The 12,940-nt window shown below is 47.7% G+C and carries 13 protein-coding genes; 8 read left to right on the forward strand and 5 right to left on the reverse strand.

Going from position 1 to position 12,940, the window contains the following annotated elements:
- Window positions 1-17: 17 nt before the first annotated feature.
- Window positions 18-995 (forward strand): diaminopimelate dehydrogenase, encoded by a 978-nt coding sequence (locus CHI14_RS16860; protein ID WP_095289664.1) that lies wholly within the window; start codon window positions 18-20, stop codon window positions 993-995.
- Window positions 996-1,104: 109 nt separating this feature from the next.
- On the opposite strand, the gene CHI14_RS16865 is transcribed toward CHI14_RS16860, so the two are convergent.
- The gene (locus CHI14_RS16865) at window positions 1,105-1,929 is read right to left on the reverse strand and encodes a pentapeptide repeat-containing protein (RefSeq protein WP_095290129.1); all 825 of its coding nucleotides are present in this window, start codon (window positions 1,927-1,929) and stop codon (window positions 1,105-1,107) included.
- Window positions 1,930-2,279: 350 nt separating this feature from the next.
- Here CHI14_RS16865 and CHI14_RS16870 point away from each other — a divergent pair, with 350 nt between their 5' ends.
- Entirely contained in the window at window positions 2,280-2,819 is a 540-nt protein-coding gene (locus CHI14_RS16870) for an NADPH-dependent FMN reductase (RefSeq protein ID WP_095290131.1), read from the forward strand.
- A 219-nt stretch (window positions 2,820-3,038) separates the two neighbouring features.
- On the opposite strand, the gene gdhA is transcribed toward CHI14_RS16870, so the two are convergent.
- Window positions 3,039-4,415, reverse strand: a complete 1,377-nt coding sequence (gdhA, locus tag CHI14_RS16875) for an NADP-specific glutamate dehydrogenase (protein ID WP_095289665.1) — start codon at window positions 4,413-4,415, stop codon at window positions 3,039-3,041.
- Between the two features lie 387 nt (window positions 4,416-4,802).
- On the opposite strand from gdhA, the gene CHI14_RS16880 reads away from it, so the two are divergent.
- From CHI14_RS16880 to CHI14_RS16890, 3 genes are read left to right on the forward strand one after another with little or no spacing between them, the layout of a single operon-like run.
- Window positions 4,803-5,276 (forward strand): GreA/GreB family elongation factor, encoded by a 474-nt coding sequence (locus tag CHI14_RS16880; protein ID WP_095289666.1) that lies wholly within the window; start codon window positions 4,803-4,805, stop codon window positions 5,274-5,276.
- Window positions 5,266-5,772: a cation:proton antiporter regulatory subunit gene (locus tag CHI14_RS16885; RefSeq protein ID WP_170948171.1), complete on the forward strand. Its 507-nt coding sequence runs from the start codon at window positions 5,266-5,268 to the stop codon at window positions 5,770-5,772. The genes CHI14_RS16880 and CHI14_RS16885 overlap by 11 nt, the downstream gene beginning before the upstream one ends.
- Window positions 5,773-5,775: 3 nt before the next feature.
- A complete protein-coding gene (locus CHI14_RS16890) occupies window positions 5,776-6,981 on the forward strand; it encodes a cation:proton antiporter (protein WP_095289667.1) in 1,206 nt (401 codons plus the stop codon).
- A 125-nt stretch (window positions 6,982-7,106) separates the two neighbouring features.
- Here the strand turns inward: CHI14_RS16890 and CHI14_RS16895 are convergent, their stop codons facing one another.
- Complete coding sequence (locus CHI14_RS16895) at window positions 7,107-7,985, reverse strand: PhzF family phenazine biosynthesis protein (protein ID WP_095289668.1); 879 nt, start codon at window positions 7,983-7,985, stop codon at window positions 7,107-7,109.
- A 185-nt stretch (window positions 7,986-8,170) separates the two neighbouring features.
- Between CHI14_RS16895 and CHI14_RS16900 the strand changes: the two genes are divergently transcribed.
- Both CHI14_RS16900 and CHI14_RS16905 read left to right on the forward strand, forming a co-directional pair.
- Window positions 8,171-9,097 (forward strand): NADP-dependent oxidoreductase, encoded by a 927-nt coding sequence (locus CHI14_RS16900; protein WP_095290134.1) that lies wholly within the window; start codon window positions 8,171-8,173, stop codon window positions 9,095-9,097.
- 180 nt (window positions 9,098-9,277) lie between these two features.
- Window positions 9,278-10,015 (forward strand): cyclase family protein, encoded by a 738-nt coding sequence (locus CHI14_RS16905; protein WP_095289669.1) that lies wholly within the window; start codon window positions 9,278-9,280, stop codon window positions 10,013-10,015.
- 129 nt (window positions 10,016-10,144) lie between these two features.
- Here CHI14_RS16905 and CHI14_RS16910 read toward each other — a convergent pair whose 3' ends face one another.
- Window positions 10,145-10,345: a hypothetical protein gene (locus CHI14_RS16910; RefSeq protein ID WP_095290136.1), complete on the reverse strand. Its 201-nt coding sequence runs from the start codon at window positions 10,343-10,345 to the stop codon at window positions 10,145-10,147.
- A 185-nt stretch (window positions 10,346-10,530) separates the two neighbouring features.
- Between CHI14_RS16910 and CHI14_RS16915 the strand changes: the two genes are divergently transcribed.
- A complete protein-coding gene (locus CHI14_RS16915; protein WP_095289670.1) occupies window positions 10,531-11,013 on the forward strand; it encodes a hypothetical protein in 483 nt (160 codons plus the stop codon).
- Between the two features lie 90 nt (window positions 11,014-11,103).
- Here CHI14_RS16915 and CHI14_RS16920 read toward each other — a convergent pair whose 3' ends face one another.
- Entirely contained in the window at window positions 11,104-12,930 is a 1,827-nt protein-coding gene (locus CHI14_RS16920; RefSeq protein WP_095289671.1) for an ABC transporter substrate-binding protein, read from the reverse strand.
- Window positions 12,931-12,940: the final 10 nt, after the last annotated feature.

Genomic DNA, 12,940 nt, shown 5'->3' on the forward strand with positions numbered 1-12,940 from the left:
GACAGGAGAGATCGAACATGATTAAAGTTGGTATCGTAGGTTACGGAAATCTGGGTAAAGGCGTAGAGAAAGCTATTGTGCAAAACCCGGATTTGGAACTCGTTGCCGTATTTACACGGCGTAACCCGGAGCAGATGGTTGCAGAAGGTACAGAAGTACGTTTTGAACACATCTCTGCTGCTGAGCAGTACATAGGTAAAATCGATGTCATGATTCTGTGCGGCGGTTCGGCAACGGATCTTCCAGAACAGACACCTGCCATTGCCAAGTTGTTCAATACAGTGGACAGCTTCGATACACATGCCAAAATTCCTGAATTCTATGCGGAAGTTCATGCTGCCGCAGAACAAGGCGGTCACGTAAGCGTGATCTCTACAGGCTGGGACCCAGGCTTGTTCTCCATGAACCGCCTGCTCGCTCAATCCATTCTGCCAGAGGGTAAAGAGTATACGTTCTGGGGCAAAGGGGTTAGTCAAGGTCACTCCGATGCGATCCGTCGTGTTCCAGGGGTTAAGGCTGGTGTTCAGTACACTGTACCTGTTGAAGAAGTGATCAACCGAATTCGTGCAGGAGAGACACCTGAATTGTCCACACGCGAGAAACATCTGCGTCAATGTTATGTTGTGGCTGAAGAAGGTGCCAACCAGGATGAAATTCGTGAAACCATTGTATCCATGCCGAACTATTTTGCAGATTACGATACAACGGTGACGTTTATTACGGAAGAGCAGCTTAAATCGGAACATGAAGGTATGCCGCACGGTGGTTTTGTTATTCGTAGTGGGGTTACCGGTACAGGCCAAAAGCAAATTGTGGAATTTGGTCTGAAGCTCGATAGCAACCCTGAATTCACCGCTAGTGTACTGGTGGCGTATGCACGGGCTGCACAGCGTTTGAGCTTGGAAGGACATAAAGGTGCCAAAACTGTATTTGATATTCCACTTGGTCACCTCTCCCCGAAATCCGCTGAGGAACTTCGCCGCGATCTTCTGTAAGGTTTGAAATATAACAATTTAATCATTGCAATAAATAGAAACAGCCCGTCCTTCATTTATGAGGGACGGGCTGTTTCTATTGTAGCCACTATGAAGCAGCAGGATATGGTTACAACCAGTGCTCAGGCAAGTTGAGATGTGCTGGCAGTTTGGTACGGGAATTGCCTCTGGCTGCATTGAGCTGGGATTGTGTCAGAAAAAGGCTCCCGGTCAGATCTGCTCCGCCCAGATCCGCATCACGCAAGTCGGCACCGATCAGATCAGCATGTCTTAAGTCCGCATTGCGCAGGTCACAAGCAATCATTAAGGCGCCCCGAAAGCTTGCTCCCCGGAGGTCAGCTCCTCTTAGATTGGCTCCCAAGAAGTCTCTTCCTTTCAGTTTTTTGCGTTTGGAGTTGCCTTGTTCATGACTGCTGGATGGCGCATGTGCACGTACCAGCTCACTCCCCTGTACCAGGAGATCGTTCACAATCGCCCGCTGAGAGGGGATATCTAGACGCAGAATCGCGGAAGGCTCCAGATCGGTTAAACGTTCCGTCTCCTGGTATACACTGCGGATGGCGTCGTGAAGAGAGGCGGTTTCCGGACGCATGAGCATTTCGTTCATATAACTGAGCAGCTCATGCAGTTGTCTCATGACTGGCAGGCAGTCGAACATTTCGGCAGCCGATTCCGGATGATCCCGCCAATCCTTGCCTGCATAGGTTACTTGGGACAGCTTCTGACCTGCACCAAAGCAGTCATAGACGGTGCAGCCCTTGAAGCCCTTTTGCCGGAGCTGCGTATGAATGCCGCAGCGATTGTCTGAGCGCAGGTTGGAGCAAGGGGTGCCGCTGGCTTTGTCAAAAGCAAAGTCGGATGACTTGCCATAAGGCAAGGCAACGCAGCACAGCCCGAAACATTGCTCACAGTCCGTGTATAAATGAGGGCTCATCGTACTGCCGTAGGATAGATTAGACAATGTGTACACTTCCTTTAATAAATGAAAAAACTGGATATTGCGTGTTAGTATCACTTTACCATTACACTGAAATATGATCAATTCCTATAGGTTTCATATGGGAGGGCAGAATTGCAGCATAAATAGGAATCAGCATTGATATGATATGTAGAGATAAAAAAACATTTGCGAACTTTATGTAAGTTACTTGACTAATTAAATCACATAACTTATTATCAATAACAAGCCAAACAATTAAACGGATGCAGGATGGTGTAGATATGGGATTTATGGATAAGTTATTCGGAAAAACAAACAACAACACACAAGAGGAGGAAACAAAAATGACGAAATTAAATATTGGGATTATTCTTGGGAGTACACGTGAAGGTCGCTTGAGTCCGCAAGTAGGAGAATGGGTGAAACAGATCGCTGATTCACGTGGTGATGCCAACTATGAAATCGTGGATATTGCCGATTATAAGCTGCCGCTATTGGGCGAAGCTGATGCAACAGAACAGGCTGCAGCCTGGAACACCAAGCTGGCGAGCCTCGATGGATTCGTATTTATCGTGCAGGAGTATAATCACAGCATCTCTGCATCACTGAAAAATGCACTGGATTATGCTCGTGAAGCCTGGAACGATAAAGCTGCAGGAATTGTTAGCTATGGCTCAGTAGGCGGTGCACGTGCGGCAGAACACCTACGTGGTATTCTCGGAGAACTGTCGGTTGCGGATGTTCGTGTGCATCCGGCACTCTCGCTGTTTACCGATTTTGATAACGGAACCTTCAAACCGGCTGATCTGCACTTGACCAATCTCAACGGAATGTTGGACCAAGTGTTGTCCTGGAGCGGGGCGTTGAAAACCATTCGTTCATAAAAGCACATGGACTGTAATAGCCGCCATTTTGGCGGCTTTTTTGCGTGAGGAGGATACAACCATATTGACCGTCTCACCCTGTGAAGGCCTGGTGTGCTCCGATCATTCCAAAAGATGAAAAAGGACAGCTCTCCTCAGGGAGAACTGTCCTTCATCAATAAAGTTAAGATGAATGATGATGTACACACGCTTCAAGTGGAACGGTCTAATTGCTTAAACTTAGACTACGCCTTGAGCGAGCATGGCATCGGCTACCTTCAGGAAGCCTGCAATGTTGGCTCCTGCCACAAGGTTTCCAGTACAGCCATATTGATCCGCTGCCTCTACACAGCTGCTGTAGATGTTCCGCATGATCTCATGCAGCTTCGCGTCCACTTCTTCAAATGACCAGGACAGGCGCATGCTGTTCTGAGACATTTCAAGAGCGGACACCGCAACCCCACCAGCATTGGCTGCTTTCGCCGGGCCGAACAGAACACCCTCTTTCAGGAAAAGCTCGATTGCAGCAAGCGTGGAAGGCATATTGGCTCCTTCACCGATGGCTTTGACGCCGCCTTGCACGAGCAGCTCAGCAGACTGTTCATCAATCTCATTTTGCGTTGCGCAAGGCAGCGCGATATCGCACGGGATGGACCAGATGCCTGCACAGCCCTCGGTATACACCGCGTGAGGATGCTCTTTGACGTATTCGCTGATCCGCAGACGATCCACTTCTTTCAATCGTTTTACGGTATCCAGGTTAATTCCTTCCGCATCATATATGTATCCTCCCGAGTCACTGCAAGCCACGACTTTGGCACCGAGCTCCTGAGCCTTTTGGATGGCATAGATGGATACATTGCCTGAACCGGAAACAACCACTGTGCTGTCCTGGAAGCTCAGCCCTTTCGATTTCAGCATCTCGTTCACGAAGTACACACAACCGAATCCAGTGGCTTCCTTGCGTGCAAGGCTTCCGCCATACAGCAGACCTTTCCCCGTTAATACCGCTGCATCATGCCCGCTGCTAATGCGTTTGTACTGTCCGAACATGTAACCGATTTCCCTCGCGCCTACACCAATATCGCCTGCAGGTACATCCGTATCGGAACCGATATATTTATACAGCTCTGTCATGAAGCTTTGCGTGAAACGCATTACTTCCAGATCGGATTTTCCTTTGGGATCGAAGTCGGAACCGCCTTTACCGCCGCCGATTGGCAGTCCAGTCAGTGCATTTTTGAAAATCTGTTCGAAGCCCAGGAACTTCACGATTCCGGAATAAACGGAAGGGTGGAAGCGTAGTCCGCCTTTGTAAGGACCGATGGCACTGTTGAACTGTACGCGGAATCCACGGTTCACTTGAACCTTGCCTTGATCATCGACCCAAGGTACGCGGAATGTAATGACACGTTCAGGTTCAACCAGCTGTTCGAGCAAGCTGTTGTTCATGTATTTCGGGTGTGCTTCAATCACAGGAATGAGTGAGTCCAGAATCTCTTTTACAGCCTGATGGAATTCATGTTCTTGCGGATTTCTGGCGATAACCGATTCATAAACGGAATGAACATATTCTGCAGCAGTGACTTGAGTTGATTCTTGAGTAATAGTGGACACTTTTTCGATGCACTCCTTTATTGTATTAAAGTCTTTGGTTGGCTATTTGCATAAATTGCATAAAAGTTTGTAGTTAAATATACAGGAAAGAAAATAAAAATACGAGATGAAAACCCATAAAATGTTTTTTATGACGTTATTAAAATGTTCTATGGATCTATCATGCGGTGTAAAGATTGGATTCTAAAATTGGATAATATAGCCGATTACCCATTTTGAACGGGAAGTTAGCTGAATAGACTGGATTAAAAAATTAGTTTTGGTAAGATGGTAAGAAGGCCCCGGTTTCCGGGGCTTTTATCTAACAGAAGGAGGAAAACAGGATGATGAACAGCAACATGCGAATTCATGTGGAGAACAAAGCTTGTATAGGAGGTGAGATCTATTATGAACCATAGGTCTAACCTTCAACCTTGCAGAGAAGTACTGGTGAAACAGCTAATTACATTGGGTGAAGAGAAAAGGACATTTCTCGACGCCTATTTTGATGTGCGTGAACCCGAGCGGATACAGATGGAGAAATTATTGTCTGCTTACACCGAATATGTCCAGAAGCTCCTGCTCGGCCCGGATGAGCTTCTCCATTCCGTCGTGCTTATCGGGAGCGAGATCCGATTTGATTACATTGATTTCCATACGTCGGATGCATTCAAGATTGTCATGCCTGAAGAGGCAGATCCGGATGCAGGGCGCATCTCCTTTCTCTCGCCTGTAGGACGTCAATTGCTGCTTAGCAGCAAAGGGGAAACGAGATCCGTTACGATCCCGGCTGGTTCCATGAGGGTGCGTATTATGGAAATCACTTGGAGTAGTACAACCTTGAATCCGGTGTCTTCAGGAGGTGTGGATCATGCACTTTAAAGAGACGGATTTACCGGGAATTGGACGCAAGTATTGGCTGCATACCCGTAGCGGAGAGCATTTGATTATCGTGATTCATAATGATGAGCGGCGCGATCTGTTTCACATGGAATCCGGAGACACGCCTGAAGAGGTGGGGGATATGGTATCCCTTGTAACCTTGGATGACGAAGAGGCCCGGGCAGTCGCTGCCGTCGTGGGAGGCATGACTTATAAGCCGAAATTCCAGGATGAACGGGAAGTTATGCTCGATGGCTTACTGATCGAATGGTTGCGAATCGAACCTCATTCACGAAGCATTGGAAGAACGATAGGGGAACTGGATATCCGCCAAGCGACGGGGGCTGTCATTCTGGCGGTGATGGAGAAGAACAGGGAGAAACAGTTTAATCCGGGTCCAGACTACACATTTGCCTCAGGGGCTACGATTGTCGTGGCTGGAGAGCGGGATCAGATCAGGCAATTAAAACGGTTATTATCCGATGGACGGTTGTAGCCTATGGATATGCTCATATTCGAAGTGGGAATTGCTGTTGCGCTGATTACACTTACGGGGCTAATATCTGCACGATTACGTTTTTCGGTCATTCCTTTCTACATTCTGATCGGAATGGCGGTTGGACCGCATGCACCACAGATCGGTATCGTGGATTTGCGTTTCATCGAAAGCTCGGCATTTATTGAATTTATGGGCAGGCTTGGCATTTTGTTTCTTTTATTTTATCTTGGACTTGAATTTTCGGTCTCCCGATTGATGAAATCGGGCAAAGCCATATTGACCGGAGGCATGTTCTATGTAGGGCTTAATTTTGCCTCCGGCCTGCTGCTGGGCTGGTTCATGGAGCTGCCGTTAAAAGAAACGCTGGTGGTGTGCGGCATCATGACCAGCTCTTCAACAGCGATTGTGGCCAAAGTACTCGTTGATCTGAAGCGCACGGCGAATCCCGAAACGGAGATTATTATGGGCATGATCATGTTTGACGATCTGTTCATTGCCATTCATATCTCGATCCTGACTGGCCTCGTTCTCAGCGGGGCGACCTCGTTCCTCAGTGTACTGCTGGTATCCTTGTCTGCGATGCTGTTCATTGTGCTGTTTCTGATCATTGGCCGGAAGAGCATCAAGTATATTGACAAGGCGCTGAATATCAAGTCATCCGAACTGTTTCTGCTTACCGTGATGACGTTGCTTTTTTTGGTCGCTGGTTTCTCGGAAACGCTGCATGTTGCCGAGGCGATCGGTGCATTAATGATGGGGCTGGTCCTCGGTGAATCGAGACATGCGAACCGGATTGAGCATCAGGTCATGCCGTTCAAGGACTTTTTTGGTGCGATCTTCTTTTTTAGCTTTGGGCTGACCATTGAACCCTCCTCCCTTGGGGGTGCTGTCGGGATGACGATCATTGCGGTTATTTTAACCATTGCGAGCAATTATGGCGCAGGAATGATTGCAGGCAGAATGTCTGGAATGACGCCAAAGGCTTCACTCAAGGTAGGATTCACGCTGGTTTCCCGAGGGGAGTTCTCCATCATTATGGCGAACATTGGCAAGGCCGGAGGATTGATGGTTTCAATCCAGTCCTTCGCTGTGTTGTACGTGCTGATTCTGGCGGTTCTGGGCCCGATCCTGACGAAGGAAGCGCCGTGGATCTATGGGCAATATGAGCGTCTGAGAAGTCGATTACGAAGGAAAGAAACTGGTTAGATTGAATTCGGGTAGCAGCGTCACACCGGGAGAGACTTCATCTCTCGGGTGTGACGCTTTTTTTTGGATTCCTATGCTACCAAGTACGGTAAGTGAGAAGGCGAGCAACGCGGATATTTTTTTGCCTAAGGGAGATGAATTTGAATATTCTCGATATGCACGGCGACACCACCGATCTGAACTTGAGTGATCTCGTTGGAAGGGCCGAGCGTTATTCTGCCTATGATCCTGGAAGGACGGTTCATCGTGTACCCTTGTTTGATTATGTATGTCTGATCATGGGGAGCTCGGAGTTGTTGATACTTATGCAGGTAACACAGCAATGCGCCATTGGATGTCCCTGTGGCGCTCTCTTCCGGTATGTTGTACAGCGGGGCAAAGTTCCGACATTCTGCGAGGGCTGCATTATCCTGCGTTTCAAGTGCGAACACATGATAACCCACCACTTGATGAGCTTTGCTGATGTCGGAGATTTGCTGAAGGTCAGGGTTAATGGTTGTCAAAACATCAGGATGCCTAACCGGAATTAAGATGTCGCGCAGCCCGGTAGACACGATCTGTACAGGCAATTCTGGATGTAGGTCCTGCAGCGGAATCTGCAGAGAGTCTGCGATGTCCTGCCGGTTAACCAGCTCTCCAAACTGCGGAAGCGTCTGGGACAGATAGACGTCACCGCCTTCCTCGACGGTTACCTCGAGAATGCCTGCAAGTGTATCAAGTGTATACCTGCCCACGTCGACCATCTGCTCTGCCTTCATCAGATAGAATAGTGCAACCGTTGCATGTCCACATAGGTCTACTTCATGATTTGGAGTAAAGTAACGTATCTTGTAATCAGCTGAATTCGAAGGCATGACAAATGCCGTTTCAGAAAATCCGACTTGTCTGGCAATCTCCTGCATCTGCGACGCGGACAAATGCTCTGCCTGCAGAACGACCCCAGCAGGGTTACCTCCCTCAGCGATATCCGAAAATGCATGTAATGTAATTACCTCAATATCCATTTTGTTTTCCCTCGCTTGTCCGTTAGTTCATGAAGAATGAGAATGTTCCTATTATAGCATGCTTAATGGCTGGTTTTAGTGGAACGAGGACGTCGAGCGATTGATGATTCAAGGTCAAGTGAATGGCTGCACAGGGTAATGAAGAAGGAGAGCGCTATAATCCAATGGGAAGGCAGGGATTTGGTATGAAAGCTATTGTTATTGATAAGTTTGGTGGAGCGGAACAATTGAAGGAACAGGAAGTGCCCAAGCCGACATGTGGAATCAATCAGGTCATCATCCAGATTCATGCAACCTCGGTGAACCCGGTCGACTTCAAAGTCAGACAAGGACATATGGAAGAAGCAGCTGATTCATTCCCTTTGATTTTGGGTGGGGATGCTGCGGGTATTGTGGCAGAGGTAGGATCCAATGTTACACAGTTCAGGGAGGGTGACCGTGTATTTGCCCGTCCGCGAAGCTTCGGAACCTATGCAGAATATGCGGCGGTCGATGCAGATATCATATCCCGTATTCCGGACAATCTGGGTTTTGAGGAGGCTGCGGCCATACCGCTTGCGGGCATGACAGCCTGGCAGGCACTTGTTGACCATGCGCATCTCGCCAAGGGGCAAAAGGTATTGATTCACGCGGGAGCAGGCGGTGTGGGAACTTATGCGATACAGATTGCCAAATACATTGGTGCTGAAGTGGCAGCAACGGCGAGTGAGTCCAATGAGGAGCTGCTGCGCTCCTTGAGTGTGGATCATTTTATCAATTATAAAAAAGAAGATTTCTCGGAGATTCTCTCCGGGTATGATGTCGTGCTCGACACGATGGGTGGTGACATTCAGCGGGACAGCTTCAAGGTGCTGAAGCCCGGCGGACATCTGGTTTCGCTTGTGGAACAACCGGATCAGAGCCTTGCCAAGGAGGCAGGCGTAACGGCGAATGTATTCATGATGGAACCGAAAGGGGATCAGCTTGACCAACTGGCGAAGCTCGCCTCAGAAGGGAAACTCAAACCTGTGATTGACGAGACGTATGATTTAAGCGAGCAGGGACTCCGGGAGGCGCATAAGAAGAGCGAAACACATCATACACGTGGGAAGCTTGTCATCCGTGCGCAATAGGTGTCAACTCGCATACGAAGGTTATATTACATTGAAATCAGGAGTCTGAATCATGGCCATCTTCCGTTTGGGAAGGTGGCTGTTTCAAGGATGGCGGGAGAAACAGATCGCATTCCCATATGTAGAGGTTTAAGATATAATAGTAGAAATTTATTCCATTCTGCGTATGAGGTGATCCAATTGTCCAACGAACTCATCCAAGCCATTCAACTGTTAAAAGAAAAGAAGTGGGTTGATCTGACCCATACTTTTGGCCCGGAATCGCCGCACTTCTCTGCTTTTGATGCAGCCCAGTTTGATACGTTGTTTAATCACGACCAAGGCTTTTTCGCTCAAAGCTTCAAATTCCCCGGCCAGTACGGCACCCATCTGGATGCACCGATTCATTTTGTGCGTGACACGCGTTATCTGGATGAGCTAGGGCTGAAGGAACTTGTGCTGCCGCTTGTGGTCATTGACCAGTCTGCTGCCGTGGCGAGCAATCCGGATTTTACGCTGGATGTCGAGCATATTCTTGAATTCGAAAAGGAACATGGGGTCATTGAAGAAGGCAGCTTCGTGGCACTTCGTACCGATTGGAGCAAACGCTGGCCCAATCATGAAAAGTTCGACAACAAGGATGCAGAAGGCAACAGTCATGCACCCGGTTGGTCGGTTAGTGCATTGATGTTTTTGTTCGAGGAACGCAAAATCAAGGCCATTGGTCATGAAACCTTCGATACCGATTCAGCTGTGGACTATCAGAAGAATGGCGCACTTCTCGCGGAATATTATGTGCTTGCTCAGGATACATATCAGGTAGAGTTGTTAACCAATCTGGATCAGGTGCCAGCAAAAGGTGCAGTGATCTTCAACATTGTCCCCAAGGCCGAAAAGGCTTCCGGATTCCCGGTTAGATCCTTTGCCATTTTGCCTTGATGCGACAGCTCTCAAATGAAATCAAGTTCTATAGAAAATAAGTATCCAATTAAACTACAATTCCTAATGACTAGATCAATTCTCATATGTAAACGTAAGGGAGGCACGTGTTGCCTCCTTTTTTATGTCTTACTTTTGATCCGAGTGGGGATTCGGGTTGAATCGTTGTGAGATTTTCTTCTCGGCTTTCTTGCGCCGAATCCAGCGCTTAAGTATGTTCTGCTGCTTTCTTTCTTCCAGTGTCTCTTTCATGCCTTGAATCATGAATTCGGATCTTCGTCTATCATCCCGACTAATCTCGCGTAATTCTTTAATAAATTTGTCGTCCATATCTGCCTCTCGCTTATTCAGGATAACACCATTATACCGAACGTACGTTCTTTTATCAAGTTTTACCATTAAGCATTGTATCCGCAAGCGAATATGTGAAAAAGAGCACAGGAGCATTCAGCTCCATATGTAAAAATGGAATTGAGAATTCAGTGCCATCTGTACACTTGTCTGGAGGGTGAGGTATGCAAGCAGATGAAGAGCGAATCAGATCTAAGCAGAGTCTGGGCAGATTATCGTGGGTACTCATTATATTGCACGGATTTTTGGGTATTGGTGCGATCATTGGAGGGGGAGGCCTCATTATCGATCCATCAGGAAATATCCTCCAAATGCCAAATTCGTTGTTGGAGCATTCCCCGTTTCGCAATTTTTTGATCCCTGGAATCGTACTGTTGTTGGTTCTTGGTATAATGCCGATTGTGATTGCTATTTCGCTTGTGACTCAATGTCATTGGAAGATAGGAGTGAAACTTAATCTCTACCCGGATCGGCATTGGGCATGGACGTTCTCCTTGTATACAGGGTTCGCACTTCATATCTGGATTATGGTTCAGGTATTCTGGATACAGCATGTCTCAGTCATTCATCTGGTCTATTTTGCATGGGGCATCGCAATTCAGGTCGTTACTCTGCTGCCTGGAGTACAGCAAAGATATTCCAGATAGATTATCCAACATGAATACAATCGGCATTATATGAAAACGGCTGCCGACAGAACCCTGGAGTGATTCTGTCAGCAGCCGTTTATGCTTTTATTACTTGGATGCGTTGTAATTGCTCAAGAACTCTTTTACTTTAGCCGGATCAGACTTCAATTCATTCCCTGTCTGAACGAGAGGGCTTACCGTAGAGTAGGCTTTGAGCTTGTTGTTCTTATAGAACTGCAGAATCTCATCCTGATTGATGGAGTACAGCACTGCCTTTCTCAAGTCATTGCTCTTCGCCACATCCCTATTCTTGGTGTTAAACAGCAGATAGGAAACCGCGTTGCTCGGAATGCTCTGCAGTTTCAGCTTGCTGTCACTTTCGATGATGTCATATTTCGTTTCAGGTACCCCGTAATACAAATGAATTTCACTGCTGCGAAGCGCAGACAGCGCACTGTCAGCATCCGCGATGAATCGCACGTTTACCTGTGAAATTTTCGGAGCATATTCAGATCCTTTGCGGTATCCGGGGTTTTGATAGAATACGCCCTCGTAGTCGTTTTTGTAAGCCAGAATGTAAGGTCCGCTTGCATACAGTGTGTTGTTGTACGAAGCACCCTCTGTTACCGTGTTCTGGTCACCATAAGGGATATCCTTGTTTACGTCAAAAGAAGCTACGTCATAGGTGTTGATACTCTCCACCTGTTTTTTGGACACGATTCCCGCGGATTGGTGAGCCAGGTAATTCAGAACTTGGGGGAAAGGCTCCGTTGTGGTCAGTTTCACGACCTGATATTTACCTGCATTATTATCCGCTTTTGTTTTGTCTGAGACGAGTTCGTTGATTTTGGAATCGAGCCCTTGCTCGAGAGCGTCTTTGATGGTTCCGTTACCGCCGGATTGCTGGATGGATTCCAGAGTGCTCAGGTCGGTTACCAGCTCAGCTTCTTTGATATGCTCGTGCAAGCTGTATGTCCGGTGATCCGGAACAGAGTCTTTATTTTTGGCACGGTCCAGAGAGAAGATGACGTCATCGGCACCCACGCGCTCCCCGGTATCCACTGCTTTTTTGTTTTCAATTTTCGCAAAGTTGATGTCGTCTCTCAGAATGAAATAATACTCGGAATTCCCTTCAGCGATGCTGAAATTGTGGGAAAGTGATCCTTCGGCTGTCAGTTGATCATCATCCGTCAGGTTCACAAGACGAACATACATGTTGGTGTTCAATTGGTTGATGGAGCCGTCGTTACCTTTGATCGGGTCAAGGGAAGTCAGCACGGAAGCACTTTGAGTCAGGATCAGAGGATCTTTAGTATTTTTGGAACTGTCCTTGAACTCAATGGGTTCCCAAGCCATGGCACGGGATTTGGACAGGCGCACCGTATCCGGATTCAGGATGTCCTGATTCACGGCCTGACTTTTCAGGGAAATGTACAATGGAGCGATGTAGGCTTGATCCGTTACCAGGCGGTCCTCCAATTGTTTGTACGTTTCCTTATATTCTTCGGGTGTTTGGGTAGCTGCGGCGTCAATGAGTTTATCGATCTCTTCATCCGCCAGAATGCTGTAGTCACCACCGGTTTTGAAAAGGGAACGAACGGCATAGTCCGGGTTACCGGTTACTGTTGTCCAGCTGGAGAGAGCAATATCATAGTTGCCTGCATCCTGTTGGGATTTGTAGCTGCCGTAATCCGGCTGCAGATTCAGCTTTACATTGAAGCCGTTTTTGGTCAGCTGGTCGCGGATGATATTAACGTCATTTTCAGAAGAACTTTGGGCGAGTAGCTCAATGTCGACTGGAGCCTGATTCTGAGCGTTCTCAGCTGGAGAAGTCGGGGCCGTCTCCGATTGGGATTCGGACTTGGTCTTCACGCTGCAGCCCGAAATCACGATGACGAGAATGAGCAGCAATGAGATCAACGAACGTTTTTTCATGGGAATACCT

It is taken from the genome of Paenibacillus sp. 7516 (assembly GCF_002272715.1).
Classification (GTDB): Bacteria; Bacillota; Bacilli; order Paenibacillales; family Paenibacillaceae; genus Paenibacillus; species Paenibacillus illinoisensis_A.